Annotated in this window: 22 protein-coding genes and 1 pseudogene; 15 read left to right on the top strand and 8 right to left on the bottom strand. The window is 71.9% G+C overall.

Annotated features, from left to right (window positions below):
• The first annotated feature begins 88 nt into the window (after nt 1-88).
• Nucleotides 89-1954 carry a leucine-rich repeat domain-containing protein gene (locus ACZ6TD_RS08480; protein ID WP_471352111.1) on the top strand — a complete coding sequence of 622 codons (1866 nt, stop codon included), beginning with the start codon at nt 89-91 and terminating at the stop codon, nt 1952-1954.
• Between the two features lie 35 nt (nt 1955-1989).
• Here ACZ6TD_RS08480 and ACZ6TD_RS08475 read toward each other — a convergent pair whose 3' ends face one another.
• From ACZ6TD_RS08475 to ACZ6TD_RS08460, 4 genes are all read right to left on the bottom strand, one after another.
• Complete coding sequence (locus ACZ6TD_RS08475; RefSeq protein ID WP_471352108.1) at nt 1990-2508, bottom strand: copper chaperone PCu(A)C; 519 nt, start codon at nt 2506-2508, stop codon at nt 1990-1992.
• Nucleotides 2492-4891 (bottom strand): heavy metal translocating P-type ATPase, encoded by a 2400-nt coding sequence (locus ACZ6TD_RS08470; RefSeq protein ID WP_471352105.1) that lies wholly within the window; start codon nt 4889-4891, stop codon nt 2492-2494. Before ACZ6TD_RS08470 ends, ACZ6TD_RS08475 begins: the two co-directional genes overlap by 17 nt.
• The gene (locus ACZ6TD_RS08465; protein ID WP_471352103.1) at nt 4888-5160 is read right to left on the bottom strand and encodes a hypothetical protein; all 273 of its coding nucleotides are present in this window, start codon (nt 5158-5160) and stop codon (nt 4888-4890) included. The genes ACZ6TD_RS08470 and ACZ6TD_RS08465 overlap by 4 nt, the downstream gene beginning before the upstream one ends.
• A gap of 271 nt (nt 5161-5431) precedes the next feature.
• Nucleotides 5432-6058 (bottom strand): sigma-70 family RNA polymerase sigma factor, encoded by a 627-nt coding sequence (locus ACZ6TD_RS08460; RefSeq protein ID WP_471352100.1) that lies wholly within the window; start codon nt 6056-6058, stop codon nt 5432-5434.
• Nucleotides 6059-6107: 49 nt separating this feature from the next.
• Between ACZ6TD_RS08460 and ACZ6TD_RS08455 the strand changes: the two genes are divergently transcribed.
• Entirely contained in the window at nt 6108-6338 is a 231-nt protein-coding gene (locus tag ACZ6TD_RS08455) for a zf-HC2 domain-containing protein (protein WP_471352098.1), read from the top strand.
• 291 nt (nt 6339-6629) lie between these two features.
• Here the strand turns inward: ACZ6TD_RS08455 and ACZ6TD_RS08450 are convergent, their stop codons facing one another.
• Nucleotides 6630-7385, bottom strand: a complete 756-nt coding sequence (locus ACZ6TD_RS08450; protein WP_471352096.1) for a PE-PGRS family protein — start codon at nt 7383-7385, stop codon at nt 6630-6632.
• A 219-nt stretch (nt 7386-7604) separates the two neighbouring features.
• On the opposite strand from ACZ6TD_RS08450, the gene ACZ6TD_RS08445 reads away from it, so the two are divergent.
• The 9 genes and pseudogenes from ACZ6TD_RS08445 to ACZ6TD_RS08405 all read left to right on the top strand — a co-directional run.
• A complete protein-coding gene (locus ACZ6TD_RS08445; protein ID WP_471352093.1) occupies nt 7605-9086 on the top strand; it encodes a PepSY-associated TM helix domain-containing protein in 1482 nt (493 codons plus the stop codon).
• Between the two features lie 50 nt (nt 9087-9136).
• On the top strand, nt 9137-9274 hold the full coding sequence (locus ACZ6TD_RS08440) for a hypothetical protein (protein ID WP_471352091.1): 138 nt from the start codon (nt 9137-9139) through the stop codon (nt 9272-9274).
• The gene (locus ACZ6TD_RS08435) at nt 9271-9942 is read left to right on the top strand and encodes a DUF5134 domain-containing protein (RefSeq protein ID WP_471352088.1); all 672 of its coding nucleotides are present in this window, start codon (nt 9271-9273) and stop codon (nt 9940-9942) included. Before ACZ6TD_RS08440 ends, ACZ6TD_RS08435 begins: the two co-directional genes overlap by 4 nt.
• Nucleotides 9943-10091: 149 nt before the next feature.
• Entirely contained in the window at nt 10092-11168 is a 1077-nt protein-coding gene (locus tag ACZ6TD_RS08430; RefSeq protein ID WP_471352086.1) for an ABC transporter substrate-binding protein, read from the top strand.
• Between the two features lie 2 nt (nt 11169-11170).
• Complete coding sequence (locus tag ACZ6TD_RS08425) at nt 11171-12250, top strand: FecCD family ABC transporter permease (RefSeq protein ID WP_471352083.1); 1080 nt, start codon at nt 11171-11173, stop codon at nt 12248-12250.
• 74 nt (nt 12251-12324) lie between these two features.
• A complete protein-coding gene (locus ACZ6TD_RS08420) occupies nt 12325-13167 on the top strand; it encodes an ABC transporter ATP-binding protein (protein WP_471352080.1) in 843 nt (280 codons plus the stop codon).
• A gap of 208 nt (nt 13168-13375) precedes the next feature.
• Complete coding sequence (locus ACZ6TD_RS08415) at nt 13376-13633, top strand: hypothetical protein (RefSeq protein ID WP_471352077.1); 258 nt, start codon at nt 13376-13378, stop codon at nt 13631-13633.
• A complete protein-coding gene (locus tag ACZ6TD_RS08410) occupies nt 13633-15912 on the top strand; it encodes a heavy metal translocating P-type ATPase (protein ID WP_471352075.1) in 2280 nt (759 codons plus the stop codon). The genes ACZ6TD_RS08415 and ACZ6TD_RS08410 overlap by 1 nt, the downstream gene beginning before the upstream one ends.
• Nucleotides 15913-15982: 70 nt before the next feature.
• A pseudogene (locus tag ACZ6TD_RS08405) lies at nt 15983-16489 on the top strand (copper chaperone PCu(A)C); the annotation flags it as partial.
• An 85-nt stretch (nt 16490-16574) separates the two neighbouring features.
• Here the strand turns inward: ACZ6TD_RS08405 and ACZ6TD_RS08400 are convergent.
• Nucleotides 16575-17570 carry a glycoside hydrolase family 16 protein gene (locus tag ACZ6TD_RS08400; RefSeq protein WP_471352072.1) on the bottom strand — a complete coding sequence of 332 codons (996 nt, stop codon included), beginning with the start codon at nt 17568-17570 and terminating at the stop codon, nt 16575-16577.
• 416 nt (nt 17571-17986) lie between these two features.
• Here ACZ6TD_RS08400 and ACZ6TD_RS08395 point away from each other — a divergent pair, with 416 nt between their 5' ends.
• Both ACZ6TD_RS08395 and ACZ6TD_RS08390 read left to right on the top strand, forming a co-directional pair.
• Entirely contained in the window at nt 17987-18607 is a 621-nt protein-coding gene (locus tag ACZ6TD_RS08395) for a flavin reductase family protein (RefSeq protein WP_471352071.1), read from the top strand.
• A 37-nt stretch (nt 18608-18644) separates the two neighbouring features.
• Entirely contained in the window at nt 18645-19301 is a 657-nt protein-coding gene (locus tag ACZ6TD_RS08390; protein ID WP_471357563.1) for an HAD family hydrolase, read from the top strand.
• 228 nt (nt 19302-19529) lie between these two features.
• Here ACZ6TD_RS08390 and ACZ6TD_RS08385 read toward each other — a convergent pair whose 3' ends face one another.
• On the bottom strand, nt 19530-20402 hold the full coding sequence (locus ACZ6TD_RS08385) for an undecaprenyl-diphosphate phosphatase (RefSeq protein ID WP_471352068.1): 873 nt from the start codon (nt 20400-20402) through the stop codon (nt 19530-19532).
• Nucleotides 20403-20688: 286 nt separating this feature from the next.
• Here ACZ6TD_RS08385 and ACZ6TD_RS08380 point away from each other — a divergent pair, with 286 nt between their 5' ends.
• On the top strand, nt 20689-22233 hold the full coding sequence (locus tag ACZ6TD_RS08380) for an MFS transporter (protein WP_471352066.1): 1545 nt from the start codon (nt 20689-20691) through the stop codon (nt 22231-22233).
• 78 nt (nt 22234-22311) lie between these two features.
• Here ACZ6TD_RS08380 and ACZ6TD_RS08375 read toward each other — a convergent pair whose 3' ends face one another.
• Complete coding sequence (locus tag ACZ6TD_RS08375) at nt 22312-23061, bottom strand: TVP38/TMEM64 family protein (protein ID WP_471352064.1); 750 nt, start codon at nt 23059-23061, stop codon at nt 22312-22314.
• Nucleotides 23062-23304: 243 nt separating this feature from the next.
• On the opposite strand from ACZ6TD_RS08375, the gene ACZ6TD_RS08370 reads away from it, so the two are divergent.
• A complete protein-coding gene (locus tag ACZ6TD_RS08370; RefSeq protein ID WP_198278272.1) occupies nt 23305-23457 on the top strand; it encodes a hypothetical protein in 153 nt (50 codons plus the stop codon).
• Nucleotides 23458-23469 lie beyond the last annotated feature (12 nt).

Here is a 23469-nt window from a genome sequence, read left to right as displayed (position 1 = left end):
AACCACGGCTGCGGGCCGGGCGGTTGGTGCGTCTGGGCTGCCCACATCGCGGTACCGCTGTCGGACCCGGTCTCTACAGTGGCATGCCATGACCTCGGACAATGGTGACAACGGTGCGGATGCCTCCCGGTCGGCCGAACTGCGCGAGCTGCTGGCGTCGGGCAAGCCGGTCACGATGCGCAGGGCCATCGGGGAGCTCGTCCTGATCCGGGACGACGGTGCGGCGCTCGCCCTGGCCGCCCGGTTCGAGCGCGCGGCCGAGTTCTCCTCGGAGACGTTGCTACGGCTGTGGCCCAAGGCGGCCGACCCGGACGGCTTCTGCGCCGCCCTGCTCGGCCCCGCCTTCGCGCGCGAGAACCGCACCTCGCTGCGCCTGCGCCGGATGACCTCGCTGACCGGGCTGCGCCATCTCACCACGCTCCGCGCCCTGCACGTCGACCGCTGCAAGGAGATCACGGACCTCACCGAGGTCGGCGAACTCGCCGGCCTCACCGACCTCGACCTCAACGGCTGCGCGGGCGTCGAGGACCTGGCCCCGATCGGCCGTCTCACCGAACTGACCCGGCTCAACCTGCACCGCTGCCGGGCGGTGTCGGACATCGCGCCGCTGCTGACGCTCGGGCGGCTGCGGGAGCTGGACCTGAGCATGACCAAGGTGCGGTCGGCCGACGGCTTCGGTACGGCGTTCCCCGCGCTGGAGACCCTGACGCTGCGCGGCTGCCGCTCCTTCAAGGACGCCTCGCACCTGTCCGGGCTGACCCGGCTCACCCGCCTCGACCTCGGCTGGACCGGGATCCGCGACCTGGCCGGGCTGCGGGACGTCCCCGCCGTGACCCACCTGGACCTGCGCAGTTGCGGCCACCTGCGGGACCTGACCGGCATCGACGCGCTGCCCGCCCTGACCGAACTGACCCTGGACGACTGCCCCCGTCTGAAGAGCCTCCACGGACTCGGCTCCCACCCCGGCCTGGAGTGGCTGGTCATCGACGGCTGTCCCGAACTGACCGACCTGAGCGCGGTGTCCGCGCTGACCGGGCTGCGGAAGCTGTTCGTCACCGGGGCCAAGCACCTCACCGGCCTGCGCGGACTCGAAACCCTCCGCAACCTGGGGACGGTGAGTCTGGAGGACTGCCCCGATCTCGGGGACTTCTCCGCGCTCACTCAGATGCCGTCACTGCCCGTGCTCCTCCTGCGGGGCATCCTGCAGCTCCGCGATCTCTCGCCGTTCGCGGGGGTCTCCGGCCTGGAGTTCATGAGCATCAGGCGCTGCGACAACCTGGTCACCCTGGAGGGCCTCGAACGCCAGGACCAGCTGACCGGGCTGTCCGTCTCCCACTGCCGCACCCTGCGCGGCCCCGGCCGCCTCGGTGAGCTGCCCGTCCTGAGCAAGGTGGAGATCCAGGACTGCCCCTCGCTGACCGGCCTCGACGGCCTCGGTGACCTGCCGGCGCTGCGCGAACTCAGCGTCGAGGACTGCGCGGTGCTCGTGGACCCCGGCGGCCTGGCCGGTGCCCCGGTGGACGACGTGACCTTCTCCCAGTTGCCGCACCTGGGCTCGCTGCGTGCCCTGGAGGACTGCCCCGACCTCCGGAAACTGACACTCATCGACTGCCCGCGCGTGGCGGACATACCGGCCGGGCCGGTCGCTGAGCTCGATGTGTCGGGCGTGGACTGGCGGGACCTCTCCCGCCTGGCCGGTCACAAGAACCTCCGCGTCCTGCGGCTGTGGATGCCCGAACTGGAGGACATCGGCGCGCTGTCCGGCCTGCCCGGCCTCACCGAGGTCAACCTGTTGGAGTGCAGGGCTCTTGAGGACGTGAGCCCGCTGCTCGACCTGCCGTCTCTGACGAAGGCCGCACTGCCCTTCCGTATGACGTGGGAGGCGCACGACGGGCGGCCCGGTCCCATGCACACCGCACTCACCGAGCGGGGAGTGGACATGGCCCGCTACTGACCGCCCGCGGCGCCCTCAGCCGCCCGGCTGCGGTCTCAGCGTTCGGTGAGATGCGATCGCACCGCCTCGGCCCCCACCCGGCCGCGGGCGGTGAACCACAGGTTGAAAGAGATCCTCTGGCCCGGCTTCAGCGGCGGGGGGTCGAGGAGGGCGACATGGACGCCTCCCCGTGACATCCGCAGTGTGCTGTGCGCGGGTATGGTCACCGCTTTCGCTCGTCGGACGGTACCCGGCCGCTTCCTGTCGCGCTCGCGCAGCATGGAGACTCCCAGCTCCGGGGAGTCGGCGAAGACCAAAGTGTCATCCCTGTCCCCGACATTGCGGATCTCGAAGTACGCGGCGGCCGTCTGCCCGTTGGACTGGACGATACGGCCGCCGCTGATCCTGATCTTCGGCGCGGGCTCTCCCGCCGCCCCGGTAGCGGTGTAGCCCGTGAGCAGGGCCAGTGCCAGTGCGCAGCCGCCCACCGGTATCAGCGTCGCCCGCGCTCCCCGCGCCATGGCCTCCCTCAGGCGCCGTCGTGGTGCGGTGCGGTCATCAGTTGCTGAGGACATCGGACTTCCTTCCCGGGTGGCCGTGCCCGGCGGCCGCGGGGCTGTGTGCGGAGAGAGGAGCGGGCGGTGTGCCGGTCTGCGGCCTGCCGGGGGTGCGGGACCGCAGCCGCAGGCTGTTGGCGACGACCAGGACGGAGCTCGCGGACATGGCCGCGGCCGCGACCATGGGGTTGAGCCAGCCGGTCGCGGCCAGCGGAACGGTGACCACGTTGTAGCCGAAGGCCCAGATGAGGTTGGCGCGGATGGTGCTCAGCGTGCGCCGGGTGAGCCGGATGGCGTCGACGACGGCCAGCATGTCGTCCCGTACGAGGGTGATGTCGGCCGCGCCGATCGCGGCGTCGGTGCCGCCGCCCATGGCCATGCCCAGGTCGGCGGAGGCCAGCGCGGCGGCGTCGTTGACCCCGTCGCCGATCACCGCGACGCACCGGCCCTCGGCACGCAGCGCGGTGACGATCCGCTCCTTCTCCTCCGGGGCCACCCAGGCATGGACCGTATCGATGCCCGCCTGCCTCGCCATCGCATGGGCGGGAGCGGCTCCGTCGCCGGTCACCAGTACCGGCTCGATGCCCAGCGCGCGCACTTCGCGGACGGCCTCGCGGCTGGTGGGCCGCAGGGTGTCACCGACGGCGAGCAATCCGGTGGGACGATCGTCGATCTCCACGATCACGACGGTGTGCGCGGCGTGTTCGGCGGCCTCGCGCGCCCGGCGCAGCGCGTCCGGCAGAGGCTCCGACGACCAGGGGCGGCGTACCCGCATCCGGTGGCCCGCCACTCGGCCGGACACGCCCTCACCCGCGACAGCCCGGAAGTCCGTCACCTCCGGCAGCCGCGTGTCACCATCCTCCTCGCGACGGGCCGCCGCGACCACCGCCCGGCCGATGGGGTGTTCGGAGCCCTGTTCCACGGCCGCGGCGAGCCGGAGCACCTCCTTTGGCCCCGGCCCGCCGTCCGCCACCGCCACGTAGGCCAGGGACATACGACCGGTGGTGAGGGTGCCGGTCTTGTCGAAGACCACGGTGTCCACGCGGCGCAGCCGCTCCAGCGCCTCCGGGCCGCGGACGAGGACGCCGAGCTGCGCCCCCCGTCCGCTGGCCACCAGGAACGCGGTCGGCGTGGCCAGCCCCAGCGCGCAGGGGCACGCGACGACGAGCACGGCCACCGCCGCCGTGACGGCGGCCTCTCCCGAGGCACCGGCGCCCAGCCAGAAGCTCAGCACGGTGCCGGCGATCGCCACGATCACTGGCACGAAGACTCCCGCCACCGCGTCGGCGAGCCGCTGGATCCGGGCCTTGCCCGCCTGCGCCTCGGTCACCAGCCGGGTGATGCGGGCGAGTTGGGTGTCGGCTCCGACCGCTGTGGCGCGCACGACGAGTAGCCCGCCGGAGTTGACGGCACCGCCGACCACGGCGGTGCCGGGGGTCACCTCGACCGGCACGCTCTCGCCGGTGACCAGGGAGAGGTCCAGCGCCGAGCCGCCCTCGACGACCACACCGTCCGTGGCCACCTTCTCGCCGGGGCGGACCACGAACTCCTGCCCCGTGGTGAGTTCGGCCACCGGGACGCGGCGATTGCCGCCCCGCTCTCTCAACTCCACCTCGGTAGCGGCTAGTTCGGCCAGCGCCCGTAATGCCGAGCCGCTGTGATGCCGGGCTCGCGCCTCCAGGTGGCGCCCGAGGAGGACGAACAGCGGTACGGCGACCGCCGCCTCCAGATAGATATGGGGGACTCCGTCGTCGGCCGAGGGCAGCAGGCTGAACGGCATGCGCATGCCGGTCCGGCCCGCGCCGCCCAGGAACAGAGCGTAGGCGGACCACGTGAAGGAGGCGAGGACGCCGAGGGACACCAGGGTGTCCATGGTGGCCGCGGCGTGCCGCAGGCCGCGCAGGGCCCGCTGGTGGAAGGGCCATGCGCCCCAGGTCGCGACCGGTGTGGCGAGGGTGAAGCACACCTGCTGCCATCGGTCGAACTGCCAGGAGGGAACCATCGAGATCATGATCACGGGCACCGCGAGCACCGCGGTGAAGATCAGTCGTTCGAGGTCCCCGCCCTGGTCGTGATCCCGCCTCGTGGGTTCGTCCCCGGCGGAAGAGGACGGGCCGTCGTCCGTGGTTCCGGGCGGAGGCGCCGGGAGCTCCGCGGTGTAACCGGCCCGCTCGACGGTCGCGATCAGCTCGTCCACGTCTACGGTGGCCGGGTGGGAGACCCGCGCCGTACCGGTGGCCAGATTCACGGTGGCGGACACGCCTTCGACCCGGGCCAGCTTCTTCTCCACCCGGTTCACGCACGCCGCACACGTCATCCCGCCGATCAGCAGGTCGGTGGTGTGCGCGGACCCGCCGGACGGGGTGGTCCGATCGGCCTCGGTGCCCGGCCGCTCGCTCATCGCGCCTCCTTCCAGGCGCTGTGGCCCAGCGGCCCCGTACCGTGCGTATCCATGCCCCCGGCCCCGCCGTCCGGCACGTTCCGGTGAATGCCGGGGGCCACCGGACCGGCGGCCCTCCCCACGGCGTAGGCGGTGGCCATCAACACCACCAGGAGAACGAGAAACCCGGTCAGGGCGGGAGGCGGCAGCGCGCGCCGGAGCCGGGCGCCGCGTGGCTCCGCTCCGACGGGCGCCGATCGCGGTGGCGAGGCGGTATCGGGCAACGGCATCTTCGGCACTCCCCTGTGCTCTGGCTCTTCCGGAAACGACTGGGGTCCGCTCACCCTTACGGACCGGGGCGGCCGGGCGCTCACCATGCGAGCGCTCTGTCACACAAGGAGAAAAACCGTCCCGGCCGGGAACCGTCCGGGCCCGTCAGCCGACCTCGGCCGGGGGCGCGCCCCGGCCTCATGGCCGGGCGGAGGGGCCGGGTGCGGCGGAGGGCGAGCGGCGTCGCGCCGCCCGCCACCGCACCCGGGGAGTCCGTTGCCGGACGGGGCGTCAGGCCACCACTGTGACCATCGCAGGTGAACGGGGGGCGTCGGTCCGGTCTGCCGCCGCCGGTTCCGGGTCGACCGGTTGTGCCTCCTCGGAGGTGAGTTGCGTGATCAGGGTTTCCCGGGCCCTGGCCACGCGGGAGCGGATCGTGCCGACCGGGCACTGCGCCACGGTGGCGGCCTCCGAGTAGGTCAGCCCCAGCAACTGGGTGAGCACGAACGCCTCCCGCCGGGGCCTGGGCAGCGCCGCGAGGAGTTCGCCGAGAACGACGCTCTCCTCGAAGCCCGGCACATCGCACGGCTGGTTCCGCTCCGCGGCTGCCTGCCAGTCATCGGTTCCGGAGATCCTGGGGCGGGTCGTCAGCCATCGGATCCGATCGGCCACCACCCTGCGCGCGATCACGAGCAGCCAGGTACGGGCCGACGACCGTCCCTCGAATCGGGGGAGGCTTCGTAGAGCGCGCAGATAGGCGTCCTGCACCAGATCGTCCACCGCTTGCGGATCACCGCTCAGGTGCGCCACATAGCGGCGGACGTCCCTGCGGGTGGCGCGGACGAACTCCTCCACGGCGGCCGGGTCACCGTCACGAGCCGCGAGCGCCCATGACGTCACAGCGGCGTCGTCACGCATGCCGCCCCTCCCCGCGCCGGCCACCGCTCACGTCGGGCAGGATGGCGGCATGCTGTGCTCGCGGATCCGAACGGCCGTCTCCGCCCGCCTCGACGGAGAGGGACTGCCCCCGGGCGTCACCGCGGCGCAGCTCGCAGCCCACCTCGAGGCGTGTGCCGCCTGCCGACTGTGGAAGGCGCGGGCACGACAGCTCACCGAACACATCGCGCGACTGCGGGCGGCGGACACCACTCCCACCCAAGGCGGAGAAGCGCCGAGGCAGCCACGGCAGACGTTCTGACAACCGGGCCGGTGTGGCCCCGGCGACACGGCGGTCGACCGGGCCGGCCGCCGCTTCACTACGGCGCTCGGGCGCGCCGGGGCGTCGCCGCGGCCGCGAACGCCCCTCGGTGAGGAGAACGGGATCGGGAACGGATGGCCTCGGCATCCGGACAGGAATCATCATCGGGAGTCCTTCGCGTGATCCGGTCGCCGTGTCGCACGGCACCGGCACAATGAGTGACCAGAGCGCGGCGATCCGGCCGACACGATGTCGCACCCGGGCGCGCCCTGGCGGGAAATGGACCAGCTGTCAGCGGACAGCGGGCCCAGGCGGAGGACCCCGCAGAGAGATGGTGTGGGCGAGCAGCAGGTCCTGCACCGCGCGACGCGGTTTCTCCCGTACCGCACCCGTGGAGGGCAGCGCCTCGGGAATCACCACACCGAAGACGACGATCAGCGGTGCGAACAGCCGGATGGCCGCGGCGCGCGCCAGCCGGAAGGCCGCTCGCTCGCCGCCCCACAGCCACCACGCACTCAGGACGGCCACCAGAAGGTGCGCGGCGACCATGCCGGTCATCGATCCGTGCAGACCGTCGTGCGCCATCGAGGGCGGCATCGCGGCCATATGGTCGACCGTCATCCGGCCGCCGAGGTGCCCGTGCTCCGCCATGGCGGCGGCGGCGTCGCGGTGGAGCGGCCCGCTCAGCCCGGCCTCCCGGACCATCCGCGCGACCTCGCTTTCGGAGAGCGACGCACGCTTCGGTCCGCACAGCAGGGCGTCAGCCCATCGCTGGGACACTGAGGGCCGGGGCCCGCTGCCGCCGTCCAGGGCCTGGCCGAACGAGAACGCGGTGTGCAATACCGCCTGTGTGCCCACGGTGAGCAGCCCCACCGCGACCGGGCCGCGCTCACGGCCCGCGAAAAACCACGCGCCGGCGACCGTCACCGCCAAGGCGCACAGCAGAGTCGGCAAGGGCACCGCGACACCCGACATCACCACATGCCCCAGTGCCGCGAGCAGCACGCAGACCACCGCGAACACCCCGGCGCGCACCGTTCTGAGCATCTGCCCCGCATCCATGACGCCGCTCATCGTCTCAGTGAGGCACCAGCGCCGGACGGCCGGGTGCGATACGCGACGGCGTCCGGCACGGTCCCGTCAGAGTGCCCACGCTCTGTGGCGCACGTCACTTCATGTCTCCGGAACTTCCTCCTCCGAAGGCCCGACTACTGGTCCGGTACGGCTCCGGCCGACCGGTACGGCCCCCGACCCAGGAGAGTTCCTATGTCCGTCGAACCCGTCGCCGCCGGTCCCGATGATGGAACACGATCGTCGGACACGCCGAAGGCCGGAGCCCCCCTCGCCCCCGGCGGCCCTCGCCCGGGCTGGTCGGCTCTGCGTCCGCTGGTACTGCGACTGCATTTCTACGCGGGCGTCCTCGTCGCGCCCTTCCTGCTCGTCGCCGCCGTGACCGGACTTCTCTACGCGGGCTCCGTCCAAGCCGAGAAGATCGTCTATGACCATGAGCTGCGTGTCCCGGTCGGCAGGGGCGAACTGCCCCTCTCGCAGCAGATCGCCACCGCCCGCGAGGCCCACCCCGAAGGCGATATCAGCGCGGTACGTCCCTCGCCGGAGGCGGGCGCGACGACGCGCGTACTGCTCTCGGGAGTCAAGGGCGTTGACTCCGAGCACAAGCTGGCCGTCTTCGTCGACCCGTACACCGGAAAGGTGCGCGGCGCGCTGGAGCAATACGGCACCAGCGGCGCGCTGCCGCTGCGTACCTGGATCGACGACCTGCACCGCAACCTGCACCTGGGCGACACCGGCCGCCTCTACAGCGAACTCGCCGCCAGTTGGCTCTGGGTGATCACAGGTGGCGGGCTGGTGCTGTGGATCGCCCGCCGCCGTAGGGGCGCGGCGAAGCGGAAGGCGCGCGCGATCGCACTGCCCGACCGGGCCGCCACCGGCCGCAGGAGGGCGATGTCCTTCCACGGCTCGGTCGGGGTCTGGGCGGCGTTGGGGCTGTTCTTCCTCTCCGCGACCGGTCTGACCTGGTCCACCTACGCGGGTGCGAACGTCACCGACCTCCGTGCCGCTCTCGGCCAGGCCACTCCGGCCGTCAGCTCCGCCGTCGGCGGGGAACACGCCGGGCACGGCTCCATGGCGGGCATGGACATGGGCGGGTCGGGTGGTCACGGCGGCGCGTCCGCCGACGTCGGCATCGACGCCGTCCTCGAGGCGGCCCGTGCCAAGGGCCTGGACAACCCGGTGGAGATCGTCCCGCCCACCGGGCCCGGCGCCGCGTACACCGTCAGCCAGATTCAGCGCGGTTGGCCCGAGAAGCAGGACGCGGCCGCCGTCGACCCGGCGACCGGCCAGGTCACCGACGTGGTGCGGTTCGCCGACTATCCCCTGCTGGCCAAGCTCTCCCGCTGGGGCATCGATGCCCATATGGGGAGCCTGTTCGGGCTCCCCAACCAGATCGCACTGGCCGCGCTGGCCCTCGCCCTGATCTTCCTGATCGTATGGGGCTACCGGATGTGGTGGCAGCGCGGCCGCGCCGGCGCCTTCGGGCGCCCCATCCCGCGCGGTGCCTGGCGGCAGGCGCCGCCGTACGGCCTGGCCGTGCTGGTTGTCGTCATCGGGGTGCTCGGCTACTACCTGCCGCTCCTGGGTATTCCGCTGGCCGCCTTCCTGGCCATCGACATCGCGCTCGGTCGCCTTGCCGAGTGGCGCGAGAAGCGGGCTCAGCCGGTCGGTGGTTGAGATGAACGTTGTCACCCATGTCCCCGCGCTATGCGAGAGAAGGTTCAGCGATGCCCGATAGGCAGACCGCCCCGACCGCGCCCGAGGAAGGGGGGACCCCGCCGGACGCCTTGGAGAACGATACGGCGGCCTCCGGCGGCTCGGCCGTCGGTGCCGTCCGGCGCCGTCGTGGGGCGGTGGCCCGGTGATCGCCGCGACGGGGCTGCGCTGGGTCCTGACCGCGCTGTTCGCCGTGCCCGCCCTCACCGCGCTGTGGCGAACCGCCGCCCCCGGACGGGCGGCCGGCCGGCCGGGGGCCTCCGGGAGAGTGGCACATCTGCTGCACGCGGTGATGGCCCTCGCCATGGTGGCGATGGTCTGGCCCTGGGGCATGGACGTTCCCGCCCGGCCGCAGATCATCCTGTTCACGCTGGGCGGGGTGTGGTTCGCCGTGGTGGCCCTGGCCCGCCCCGCTCCTCTCTCCCGCACGCGTGCGTTGTCGGATGCCCTCCCGCATATGGCGATGATGGGCGCGATGGCCTGGATGGCCGCCGCGATGGTCTCCTCCGCCTCGATGCCGGGACACGGCGGCTCCCACGACATGGCGGACATGCCGGGGATGGACATGTCCGGTGGCTCCGGCACCGTGACCATGACCCTCACCGGAACCGGCCCGAGACTGGCCGCCGGGCTGCTGGCCGGGGTGCTCCTCGTGCTCGCCCTGTGGTGGCTGGCGCGGGGCTTCGACGCCGCCCAGCGCGCCGTCGCCACCGGTCCGCGACACCCTTCGGCGCCGGCCGAGCGTGACGCGTTCGATCTCGGCTGCCACGGCGCGATGGCCCTGGGGATGGCGGTGACATTCGTACTGCTCCTGTGAAGGGCGGTCACGGACGAGAACGCGCCGACGCCACCGCGGGACCGCGGCCGCGTGCCTCCCAACGGGCGGGAACCGATGCCATATCCGCCACGACTACTGAACCGGGGCGACGCTCCCCCCGTGTGCCAAGTGGATCCAGGAGACTTTCGATGCGTTCTCGTGTGTGGTGGGGTACGACGGCTGTCGTGCTGGGCGGCCTCCTGGTGGCGGGCTGCGGCGACGGAGGCGGCAGTGGGGACGGCGACAAGGCGGGCGTCGGCGCCGGGAAGCCCGCCACCGGCGACTACCCGGTCACCGTCACCGACTGCGCGGGAGCCGAGACCACGTTCTCGAAAGCCCCCGAGAAGATCGTCACCAGTAACGCCTCCAGCCTGGAACTGCTGCTCCGCCTGGGCGCCGGTGACAAGGTGCTCGGCACCGGCTTCCCGCCCGGCAAGGGCACGCTGCCCGGTGCACTCGACGCGCGGGCGCGAAAGGTGAAGGTGCTCGCCCAAGCCGTGATCCCGAAGGAGAAGCTCCTCGGCTCCGGCGCGGATCTGTACATCGACACCTTCGCCTCGATGAACATGGGCGGCGGCATGGGCGACGCTCCGACGGAGGAGGAGTACAAGGCGGCGGGGATCAAGCACATCTACCTCAAGTCCACCGCCTGTGCGGCGCGGAACAAGCGCGCGCTGACCGAGCTGTCCGCGGTGGAAGCCGACATCACCTCCCTCGGCGCGGTCACCGGTACGAGCGCGAAGGCGAAGGAACTCGTCGACGGCATGAAGGAGAAGGTGGGCGCCGTCCAGAAGGCGGTCGGTACGACGGCGGAGGATGAGCGGCCGACGTACTTCTTCTTCGACTACGACGCCGGTACCAAGCAGCCCACCGCCGTCTGTAAGAGGCAGGTCGCCAACGCGGTGATCACTCTCGCCGGTGCCCGCAACGTCTTCGCCGACTGCGACGGCGGCTATAAGCAGGTCGGCTGGGAGGACGTCATTTCCAGGAATCCGGACTGGATCCAGCTGGGCGTCCGTAACCGGGGCAGCGAGGCGGCGAACGAGAAGGCGTTCGACGAGGCGCGGAAGTGGCTTGAGTCGAACTCCGCCACCAAGGGCCTGAAGGCAGTCAAGGAAGGCCACTTCCTGCGCATCGGCTCCGAGCAGACCACCATCGCGGGCGTCGAGAACGCCGACACCGTCGAGGAGATCGCCAAGACCCTCTACCCGGGCAAGGTCGGCTGACCGTGCTCGATGTCACGGTGAGCAGGGAGGGCACCGACGCCCCCGCGCGCACGCGGCGTTCCGTGCCCGCCGGGCCGCTGGCGCTGCTCCTCGCGGTCGCGCTGCTCGCGGCCCTCACAGCGGCGGTCGCCCGGGGCTCCACGTCGATCCCGCCGGGTGAGGTGTGGAGCGTGGTCTGGCGCAGACTGGCCGGCGATGCCCCCAGGCCCGGCACGAACGACCTGATCGTCTGGCAACTGCGCCTCCCTCGCGCCCTGTTGGCCGCGCTGGTGGGTGCCGGGCTCGGTCTGGTCGGTACGGCGACGCAGGCCCTCGTCCGCAACCCGCTGGCCGACCCGTACTTCCTGGGCGTCTCCAACGGCGCCTCCCTGGGAGCCGTCGCCGCCATCGTCCTCGGCCTCGGCACCGGGGGCGCCCTGGGCCTCGGCCTGTCCGGCGCCGCATTCGCGGGAGCCCTGGCCACCTTCGCTCTCGTCTGGGCGGTGGCCCGGCGCGGCGGGGGATTCGCGCCACTCAGACTGGTGCTCGCCGGTGTGGCCATCGGGCAGTTCCTGTCCGGCTTCACCAGCTACCTCGTCCTCCAGGCCGGGGACGAGCAGCAGACACACAGTGTGCTGTTCTGGCTCATGGGCAGCCTGAGCGGCGCGAGCTGGCCCCTGCTGGCCGCCCCGGCGGTGGCGGTTCCGGCGGTCCTGCTGCTGCTCCAGGCCCGGGCCCGCGGGCTCAACGCGCTGCTGATGGGTGATGAGACGGCGGCCGGGCTCGGCATCGACGTCGTACGGCTGCGCCGTGAGTTGTTCGCGGTCACCAGCCTGCTCACCGGTGTCCTCGTCGCGGTTTCCGGGGCCATCGCCTTCGTCGCGCTCATGGTCCCCCACGTCTGCCGCCTGGTCGTCGGCGGTGACCACCGTCGCCTGCTGCCCGTGTCGGCGCTCTTCGGCGCGCTGCTGCTGGTGGTGGTCGACCTCGTGTGCCGCACGGCCATGGACACGCGGGAACTGCCGGTCGGGGTCGTCACCTCGCTGATCGGCGCTCCGGCGCTGCTGTATCTGCTGGACCGGCGCTCGGGGAGCGGGAGTTGAGGACCGAACGGAGAGTGGGAGGGGCGGTCTTGCCCGGGGAAGCGGGAGCCGAGGACGGACCGGGGGAGCGCCGGTTGAGGATCGACATCGAGGACCTGCGTGTCGCGTACGCCGGACGCACGGTCGTGGCCGGCGCCCACCTCATCGCGGCCGCGGGCGAGATCACCGGCCTGGTCGGGCCCAACGGCAGCGGTAAGTCCACTCTCCTGCGGACCGTGTACCGGCACCTGAAGCCCGCCGCCGGGCGCGTTCTGCTCCAGGGCACCGACATCCGCGAGCTGAGCCCCGCCCGGTCGGCCCGGCACATCGCCGCCCTTCCGCAGGAGCGCGGTGCGGACTTCGAGCTGACCGTGCGTGAGGTCGTCGCCATGGGCCGCACCCCCTACAAGCGGGCGTTCGCCGGGGAGGACGCCGCCGACCGGGACATCGTCGCCCGCGCCCTCGCCGACGTCGGCATGGCGGACCACACCGGCCGCCGCTTCACCGAGCTGTCCGGCGGCGAACGCCAACGCGTGCTGCTGGCCCGCGCGTTCGCCCAAGCGACGGACGTCCTGGTCCTGGACGAGCCGACGAACCACCTCGACATCCACCACCAGGTCGAACTGCTCGCCCTGCTGCGCGGCCGCCGTCGTACGACGCTGGTCTCGCTGCATGACCTCAATGCCGCCGCCTCCGTGTGCGACCGGCTCCACGTCCTGCACGACGGCCGGGTGGTCGCCTCCGGCGCGCCCCGTGACGTGCTGCGACCACCCTTGCTGGCCGAAGTGTTCGGCGTGCGCGCGGCCGTGATCGAGCACCCGCTGACCGGGGACCCGCTGATCGCCTTCGACCACCGGGAAAACGCAACGGTATCGCCGGACACGTCAGGGAACTCGCCCTCCGGTTCGCCCAGCGCGGTCGCGCCTGGGGCGACCTGATCGCCGAGCGCCACCCTCGCGCCGAGCTGAGCCCGTCACGCGCTCGCCGGACACGTCGGCTGGGGGCCACCCTGAAGGCGACGGCCGAGCCGCCTGCTGTGACACGCGTCATGGCAAGGCATCGGAACTGGGGTGCCGGTCGTCCCGACTCCTCTACCGGTACGGCTGGATTGGCTGAGGCCGTACGAAGCGATCGGAGTTTCGTCACATGGAGCAGAACCACCAGCCTGCCCGCCGCCGGGCGGCCGCGTCGCTGTCCGGAGCATTGCCCCCGCCGGCGCTGTGCGGCTTCCTCCTGCTGCTCGTGGTGGTGTTCGCCGCTTCCTACGCCGTCGGCACGGGCGTCGGGCCCGTCGCCCCCGGCATGCACGGCACCGGCACCACACAGGACGGCCCAGGAGGCGGCCACGACGGTGGCGGCATGGACATGGACGGCATGGGCACGGACCACGGAAGCGGGCGCTGATGGCCGCCGAATCGGCTTCCCCGACGGTCGTGACCGACCTCTCCGTCGGCGGAATGACCTGCGCGGCCTGTGTGCGGCGCGTCGAGAAGAAGCTGGCCGTGCTGGACGGGGTCACGGCGCATGTGAACCTCGCCACCGGCCGGGCCCGGGTGAACCACCCGCCCGGGATCGGCCCGGACGAGCTGATCGCGGCCGTCGAGCGGGCCGGCTATTCCGCCGCGCTCCCCGAGCCGACAGGGAAGCGACGGCGCGAGGACGGGGACGAAGCGGAGGCCGTCCGGCAGGAGCGCGACCGGCTGGCGATCACGACCCTGCTCGCGGTGCCGGTGCTGGTCCTGTCGATGGTTCCCGGTCTGCAGTTCCGCAACTGGCAGTGGCTGTGCTTCGTACTCGCCGCGCCCGTCGTCGTCTGGGGAGCCTGGCCCTTCCACCTGCGGGCGGCGCGCGGACTGCGGCACTCGGCGGCGACCATGGACACCCTGGTGTCGCTGGGAGTCGCGGCCTCCTTCGCCTGGTCCTCCTACGCGCTGTTCTTCGGCGGCGCCGGCGATCCCGGCATGCGGATGCCGTTCAGCCTGGTGCCCACCGCCTCGGACGGCGTCGCCCACATCTATCTGGAGGCCGCCGTCGGCATACCGCTGTTCGTCCTGGCGGGCCGCTACCTGGAAGCAAGGGCCCGGCGCGGAACCGGCGCGGCACTGCGCTCACTGGCCCGGCTGGCCGCCAAGGAGGTCTCGGTACGCGACGGCGACGGCGAGCGCCTGATCCCGATCGGACGACTGCGGGTCGGTCAGGTCTTCGCCGTCCGGCCCGGGGAGCGCCTGGCCACCGACGGCACGGTCGTGGAGGGCGGCTCGGCCGTCGATCTCTCCTTGGTGACCGGGGAGAGCGAGCCGGTGGAGGTCGGCCCCGGCACGCCGGTGATCGGCGGTGCCGTCAACGCCGGAGGGCTGATTCTCGTACGGGCCACCGCGGTGGGAGCCGACACTCAACTGTCCCGTATCACCCGGCTGGTGACCGAGGCCCAGGCGGGCAAGGCACGGGCGCAGCGGCTCGCCGACAAGGTCGCGGGGGTCTTCGTCCCCGTCGTGCTCGCCCTGGCCGTCACCGTGCTCGGATTCTGGCTCGGGGCCGGCGCCGAGCCGCAGGCCGCGATCACCGCGTCCGTGGCCGTGCTGGTCGTGGCGTGCCCCTGTGCCCTGGGCCTGGCGACCCCCACCGCGCTGATGGCGGCGACCGGCCGGGGCGCCCAACTCGGTGTCCTGGTCAGCGGGGCGCGGGCGCTGGAGGGACTGCGGCACCTCGACGCCGTGGTGCTCGACAAGACCGGCACTCTCACCTCCGGGCACATGAGCGTCGCCCGGGTCACGGCCGTGCCGGGCGGACTCGGCGAGGAGTCAGTGGTCCGACTGGCGGGCGCGGTCGAACAGGGATCGGAACATCCGCTGGGGCGTGCCATCACCGCCCATGCCCGGCGAACCGTTCCCGGGGAGCCGCTTCCGGCCGTGGCCGACTTCCGAGCGCTGCCGGGGAGGGGCGTCCGCGGCCGGGTGGCGGGCCGGCTGATCGAGGTCCTGGCCCCGGACGACGTGTTGCCTCCCACCCTGGCCCAGGCGTTGTCGGTCAGCGAGACCGCCGCCCGCACAGCGGTCGTGGTCCGCGTCGACGGCGAGACCGAGGCACTGATCGAGATCGGGGACGTCCTGCGACCGGGAAGCTACCGGGCCGTGGACCGGCTCCGCCGCCTGGGGGTGCGACCGGTGCTCGCCACCGGCGACCGGGAGGCGCCCGCCCGCGCCGTCGCCGCCGACCTCCGCATCGAGCAGGTGCACGCCCGTTGTACCCCGGAGGACAAGGCCGCCCTCGTCCGCGGGCTGCGGGAGCGGGGCTATCGGGTCGCCGTCGTCGGCGACGGTGTCAACGACGCGGCCGCCCTGGCCGGCGCCGACCTCGGCATCGCCATGGGTACGGGCACGGACGTGGCGATCGGGGCGGCAGACGTGACCCTGGTACGCGGTGAGATCGAGACCCTGGCGGACGCGGTCGGCCTCGCCCGTAGTGCGCTGGGCACGATCCGGGCCAACCTGTTCTGGGCGTTCGGCTACAACGTCGTGACCGTGCCGCCGGCCATGGTCGGCCTGCTCAACCCCATGCCGGCCGCGGCCGCGATGTCGGTCAGCTCGCTGCTCGTGGTCGGCAACAGCCTGCGACTGCGTGTCTGGCAGCCGTCACCGACCGGCGGACGCCCTGTCCGGCCCGCCGCCCGGACGCCACTGTGATGCTCCTGTTCGCCGCGTGGGGACCGCCTGCCCGCGACCGCGGCCCGACACCGAGGTGGAGACCCGCCCGATGATGAACCCGTCCTGGACGCCCAGCCACCGTCGCCTCACGGACTCCCTGCCGGCCGCGGTCGCTCCGGTCTGCGCCTGTGCCCTGGCGCTGGGTGGTCTCGCCGCGTGGACCGCCTCGGGCAACGCGGGCAGGCCCCCGCGTATCGACGTCACCGACGCACGGCTCTTCCTTCCCGCCCCGGGAGTGCCCCGGACCGCCGCGTTCTTCCGGATCACCAACACCGGTGGTGCGCGGGACCGGTTGGTCGAGGTGACGTCCTCCGCGGTCACCGGGGGGATCTCGCTCAGCCGTCACCGGATGACCGGGCGGGGATCGGCCTACCCCCAGGCCGTGGAGTCCCTGCCGGTTCCGGCAGGCGGCACGCTCGACATGTCACCGTTCACCAGTGATGTGACCGTCCCGGCCACGGCCCGCTGGCGGGCCGGAGACCTGGTGCCCTTCACCCTCCGTTTCGAACACGGCGGACGTGTCGAGGCCAGCGCCGTCGTCGTGCGGCCCGGTACGTCGGCGACGGTCGCGGTCAGGCCGGGCCGGTCCCACCGCGCTGGTGGGACCGGGCGCTCCGCTGCCTGGATGAATGTGCGCGGCGCTACTGGCTCACCTTGACGGAGAACCAATCCACGCTCATCCCCGCACCGGAGGTGGTGTCCGCCGCCGGTGAGGTGCAGCCGCAGACCTTGTTCGGGTAGGAGCCGCCGACCGCGACGTTGAAGATGGCGAAGAACCCGTGGTCGACCGCCTTCTTCCAGGTCTCGGCGGACACCTGGTCCTGCTTCACCGTGAAGGTTTCCTTGCCGTCGCGGTAGAAGCGCAGTTGTTCGGCGGAGGTGTCGGTGCGGTCCACGATCACGGAGTACGTGTGGTACTCGGTCTGACAGGTGTCGCACGGCAGCAGGTCGCTGCTGATCCCGTCCGGGTCGTGGCACTCGCCGGCCCACGCGCCGCAGTGGAAGGTGTTCGAGTGCTTGCTCAGCCCGTTGACGTCCTCCATGATGTCCAGCTCGCCGATGCTCGGCCAGTTGGTGGCCCCGACCGGGCGGGCGTCGGCGCCCATGGCCCAGAAGGCGGGCCAGATTCCGAGGGCCTTCTCCGGGTTGGGCTGCTTGAGGGAAGCGCTGATCTCCAACTGTCCACCGGCCGGCGCCTCGAAGTCGGTGCGCTGGGTCTCCACGCGGCCGGAGGTCCACTTCCCGGAAGCGTCGCGAATCGGCTTGATCACCATGTGGCCGTCACCGTCGTGGTAGACGTTGTCGGTCGAGTCCGTGACCGACTCGATCTCGCCGGTGCCCCAGTTCGCGGCGCCGCCCGGGTAGCCGGTGCCGATGTCGTACAGCCAGTCGTTCTTGTTCAGGCCGGTGCCCGCCGCGCCGTCGAAGTCGTCCCGGAAGACGGTGGTCCACTCGGCCGCGGCCGAGGGCTCGCTCGCGGCCGAGGGCTCGCCCGTGGTGGCGGCGTTGGAGGACCCGGTGAGGGCCAACAGTCCGGTCAGCGAAAGCGACAGGGCGGCCAGGAAGGCCAGAACGCGTCGGTGGCGGCGGCGGTGTTCGGCGTCCGCCGTCCCGCGCGAGGAAGTGATCATGAACATGTGGGGGGCTGCTTTCGTTCGAAGGAACCGTAGTGACGGAATGTGCGAGCCCCCGTAGCCCGCTCCTGGCGTGGGGGTGAGGGGAGATCGGGCTACGGGAACTCGGGCACAGTGAGCAGAGCGAGCGCCCGACGTTGACGAGAGAGCGCTCACACGGAATGACTGTCTTGGACCCTGCCCTTGCCGGTCAAGTGCCTTGCTGGGTTCACTAGTTGAACGAAAGCCCTTGGCCTGACCGCACCGCCGCGGAAGTATCGATCGTCCCACTTCAGAGTTGGAGGCATGCCCGGGGTGCCGACACTCGCGTTCGCCAACTCTTGACGACGCGCCACGCACCTTCCGATGGGACTCAGGGGCTGGGTGAGACCGTGGGCCGTTGCCGGGGTGCGCCGCCGCGTCGGCGGATACTGGGGCGTATGCGTATCGACTTCGATCCCGAGACCATGGGCCCCACCCCCTTCTACAAGCTGCTGACCTCGGTCATCGTGCCTCGGCCGATCGCCTGGGTGTCCACCGTCGGCCAGGACGGTGCCGCGAACCTCGCCCCGCATTCGTTCTTCACCGTGGCGGCCGTGGCTCCGCCGGTTGTGCAGTTCACCTCCGTGGGGCGTAAGGACTCGCTGCGGAATGTCGAGGACACCGGGGAGTTCGTGGTGAACCTCGCTCCCGAGGGGCTGTTCGAGCAGGTCAACGCGACGGCGACGGACTTTCCGCACGGGGTGAGCGAGTTCGAGGCGGTGGGGGTGGAGCAGGAGGCGAGCTTGCGGGTGAAGCCGCCTCGGGTGGCGGGGTCGCCGGTGGCACTGGAGTGTGTGGTGCACAGCACGATGGGGCTCGGGAACTCGACGGTGGTCTTCGGGCGGGTGGTGCATGCCGCGATCGACGACGAGGTGATGGTCGACGGGCATGCCGAGGTCACCAGGCTGCGGCCGCTGTCCCGGCTGGGGAAGAACGAATGGGGCACGGTCGGTGAGGTGCTGGATCTCGCCCGGATCCGTTACGCGGACTGGGAGGGCCGGGGGCCGGAGAAGGTCTGAGGCCCGTGGGCCACGGGAGGAGGAGAGGGGCGTGGCGATGGAGAGCGTGGTGTTCGACATCGGCTCGACCCTCGTCCGTGAGGACCGCTACTGGGGCTCCTGGGCCGACTGGCTCGGGGTGCCCCGGCACACCCTGTCCGCGCTGGTGGGGGCCGTCGTCGCGCAGGGGCGGGACGACGGGGACGCGATTCGGCTGCTGCGGCCGGGCGTGGACATCGACGCCGAGCGGCGGGCGCGGGAGGCGGCGGGGCGGGGGGAGTGGCTGGACGAGTCCGATCTGTACCCGGATGCGCGGTCCGCGCTCGGCGCGCTGCGGGAGTCCGGGCTGCGAGTGGTCCTGGCCGGGAACCAGTCGCTGCGGATGGGTGAACTGCTGCGGGGGATGGAGCTGCCGGTCGACGCCGTGGCGACGTCGTCCGAGTGGGGCGTCGTCAAGCCGGATCCGGAGTTCTTCCGGCGGGTGCTGGAGCTCGGCGGCGCCGCGCCGGGGGGCACGGTGTACGTGGGTGACTATCCGGCCTTCGACATCCGGCCGGCGAAGGCCGCCGGGCTGCGGGCCGCGCATCTCCGCCGGGGGCCGTGGGCGTATCTGTGGGGCGATACGGCCGACGCGGCGATGGCGGACTGGCGGATCGACTCGTTGAGTGAGCTGGTGGAGATCGTCACCGGACCGGCGGGGGCATCGTCCCGGTAAGGCCGCAGCTCAGGGCAGGGGTGTGCGCTGGGTGAGGAATTCACACCCGGTGTGATGCGAGTGCTTGCATATATCTACCGCACACCCTTCCCTGTCGCCCGGCATGGCGCTTGACTCGTCCCATGCCGCTCAGGGGGCGCCAGACCTGAGCGAAGGGGCCGCCGGACTCCTCCCTCCTCGGCCGGCGGCCCATCTCCCTGCCTGTCCGGCGGATGTCCGAGACGTGCGTCAGCCTGCCGACTCGGCCGCGTGCGCGCTCAGCACACCGAAGCCGACCAGCGCGAAGAGCGCGATGCCCAGCAGGATCCGGTAGATCACAAACGGCATGAAGCTCTTGCTCGAGATGAATTTCATGAACCACGCGATCACCGCATATCCGACGATGAAGGCGATGACCGTCGCGAAGATCGTCGGGCCCCACTCGGTATGACCCTCGGACGCGTCCTTCAGCTCGAAGGCGCCCGAGGCCAGCACCGCCGGCACCGCGAGCAGGAAGGAGTAGCGGGCCGCGGCCTCGCGGGTGTAGCCCATCAGCAGTCCGCCGCTGATCGTGGCGCCCGACCGGGAGACGCCCGGCACCAGCGCCATCGCCTGGCAGACCCCGAATATGAGCCCGTCCCGGATGCTCAGCTCCTGGAGCGTCTTGCGCTGGTTGGCGACGCGATGCCGGCCGCCCGTCTCATCGCGGGCCGCGCGCCGGTCCGCGAAGCCCAGGACGAGGCCCATGACCACGAGGGTCGTGGCTATGAGCCGCAGATCGCGGAACGGACCCTCGATCGCGTCCTGGAGGGTGAGCCCGAGCACACCGATGGGCAGTGAGCCGACGATCACCAGCCAGCCCATCTGGGCGTCGTGGTTGCCGCGCCACTCCTTGCTGAAGAGCGAGCGGAACCAAGCCGACACGATGTTGACGATGTCCTTGCGGAAGTAGATGAGTACCGCGAGCTCCGTGCCGATCTGGGTGATCGCGGTGAAGGCGGGCCCAGGGTCGTTCCAGCCGGCGAACGCGGCCGTGAGCCGCAGATGGGCGCTGGAGGAGATCGGAAGAAACTCAGTCAACCCCTGGACCAGCCCGAGGATGAATGATTCAAACCACGACATTGAGTCTTCGCTATCCAAGGCTGATCGTGCGCTGCTCGGCTCCTGGTCGCAGATGTCCAGGCATGACCGATTCAGGCGGGGCGGTCAGTGGGAAGCCGGCCGCCGAGGATCAACGGCCGGTTGTTGGGGGCAGCGTAGCGTCCCCGGGTGCGCGGCCCATCAAGGGCCTGGTCAGACCATCGGTTCAGCGCTTTGACCTCGGGTACTCGAGGCTCTGCCGCCCGGCCGCGGGCGCCTGGTGAGGATCAGCCGTGGACAGCCGTGGACAGCCGAGGAGCCGAACCGTATGACCGCGATCGGGCACGACGGAGGGCAGGGAGGCCGACGGGACGGGGCCGGGGGCGGCGCCGGAAGCGGGCCGGGCGGGACGATCACCACCGAGGTCCCGGCGCGGCTGGACCGGCTGCCCTGGTCACGCTGGCACTGGACGATCGTGATCGGCCTCGGCACCGTATGGATCCTGGACGGTCTCGAGGTGACCGTCGTCGGCAATATCGCCAGCCGCCTCTCCGAGCCCGGCAGCGGGCTGTCCATCACCGACGCGCAGGTCACCGGGATGGCGGCGGCCCTCTATGTGGCCGGCGCCTGCACCGGGGCGCTGGTCTTCGGCTGGCTCACCGACCGCCACGGCCGCAAGAAGCTCTTCCTCATCACGCTCGGGGTCTATCTGGCCGCCACCGCGCTCACCGCCATCTCCTTCTCCGCGTGGTGGTTCTTCCTCTTCCGCTTCCTCACCGGCTTCGGCATCGGCGGGGAGTACGCGGCCATCAACTCCGCGATCGACGAGCTGATCCCCAGGACGTACCGGGGCCGCGTCGACTTGGTCATCAACGGGAGCTTCTGGCTCGGCGCGATGGGCGGCTCGCTGCTCTCCGTGCTGATGCTCAACAGGAACTTCTTCCCGCTGAACGTCGGCTGGCGGCTCACCTTCGCCCTCGGCGTCGTCCTCGGCCTGGTCATCCTGCTGGTCCGGCGGAACGTCCCGGAAAGCCCGCGCTGGATGTTCATCCACGGCCGGGCGGAGGGCGCCGAGGAACTGGTCGCGGCGGCCGAACGCCGGATCGAGGACGAGACCGGGCGGCGCCTCCCCGAGCCGGACCAGGCCATCACCATCCGCACGCGGAAGAGCACCGGGTTCGTCGAGATCGCCCGGACGCTCTTCCGGGCGTACCCCCGGCGCGCGTTCCTGGGGCTGGCCCTCTTCATCGGGCAGGCGTTCCTCTACAACGCCATCACCTTCGGCTTCGGCTCGATCCTGGTGAAGTTCTTCGGCGTGCCCAGCGGCGGCACCGGCTACTACTTCGCGGTCATCGCCTTCGGCAACTTCCTCGGGCCATTGCTGCTGAGCAGGCTCTTCGACACGGTCGGCCGCCGTCCGATGATCTCGGGGACGTACGTCCTCTCCGGTGTGCTGCTGTTCATCACGGCCTGGATGTTCGGCAACGGCTGGCTCAACGCGACCACGATGACCGCCTGCTGGTGCGTGGTCCTCTTCTTCGCCTCGGCCGGTGCCAGCTCGGCGTACCTGACGGTCAGCGAGGTCTTCCCGATGGAGACGCGCGCCCTGGCCATCGCCTTCTTCTACGCCATCGGCACGGCGGCCGGGGGCATCAGCGGTCCGCTGATCTTCTCGGATCTGACGGCGAGCGGAGTCGTCGCCGACACCGCGCTGGCCTTCTCCATCGGGGCGTCACTCATGGTCGTCGCCGGGCTCGTCGCCGTCTTCCTCGCCATTCCGGCGGAGCGGCGTCCGCTGGAGGACATCGCCGAGCCGCTGTCCGCCCGCGCCGCGGCCACGTCGGCCTCCGCCACCGGACCGGCCGGCGGCTGACGGGCCCCGGCCCCGTCGGCCCCGCGGATCCGCCCGTCGGCCCCGCGGATCCGCCCGTCGGCCCCGCGGATCCGCCCGTCAGCCCCGCCGCGGCGCCATCTCGTCTGCCGCCGTGTCCTCCGTGGGCCGCACGGGCCGGATACGGCCGCGTTTGCGCCAGGCCACCAGCGCCCCCGCGACGGCGGGCACCGTGATGAAGGCCAGCGCGAGGAGGAAGACGGGCGAGGTGGGGGTGGTGGCGCGGCTGCCCGCCACCACGTACGCGGCGGTGTTCGGCACACTGCCCAGCCCGGTGGCCAGCAGGAACGACGGCCAGCCCATCCGGGAGACGGCCGCACAGTAGTTGGCGGCGGCGAACGGCACGCCGGGGAACAGCCGGATCGCCAGCATCGACCGGAACCCGTGGTGGCTCAACTGCCGGTCCGCCGCCGTGAGCCAGCGGCCCCGCAGCAACGGCCGCAGCGCGTCCTGCCCCAGCAGCCGCCCGAGGCCGAAGGCGATCCCGGCGCCGATCACCGTGCCGCCGATGGCCGTGGCCAGCCCGGCCTGGATGCCGAAGAGCGCACCGGCCGCCAGGTTCAGCAGCGGCCGGGGCACCAGCGCGGCGGTGCCCACCCCGTACGCGGCCGTGAACAGCACCACGGCCGTCCCGCCCGACAACTCCGGCCAGCCGTGGGTCAGCAGCCGCTGCGGCTGCCACAGCCAGACCGCGATCGCGGAACCGGTGAGCAGCGCCGCGAGCAACCCCAGCCGCGACCACGGCGAGAGGAGCACGGCGCGGGCGCGGCGCGTGGCCGGTTTCGCGGGCGGCGGAGCGACATCGAGCATCGGTGGAGCGTAACCGACCGGGCCCGGCGAGCGCTGTGATGTCGTCGGGTTGTCGTCCGATTGTCGGCAGACCGTCGACAGAGGGACCCGAACCCGTCGACAGAGGGTCCCGAACCCCGTCGAAGGAGGGCCTCGAACCCCGTCGAGCGAGGGTTCCGAACCACCCGCCCCACCGACCTCGCACGTACCGAAACGCACCGAAAACCATTCGACGCGGACCGAACACTGCGCGAAGATCACAGCATGTTCCGGCTCGCCTTCCTCACGCCGACGTCCGCGGTCGCGGACGCGCCGAAGGCTGCCGTCCCCTCTCTCGCCCCGGCCGCGGTCGCCGCCCTCACCACGGACCCGCCCGCCGCCGTTCCCGCCGCCTGCCTCGACGGCGCCCGAAGCTGACCCTCCTCGGAC

It is taken from the genome of Streptomyces yongxingensis (genome assembly GCF_055597465.1).
The sequence above is the reverse complement of the archived record's forward strand: the minus strand, read 5'-3'. Positions and strand labels throughout refer to the sequence as shown.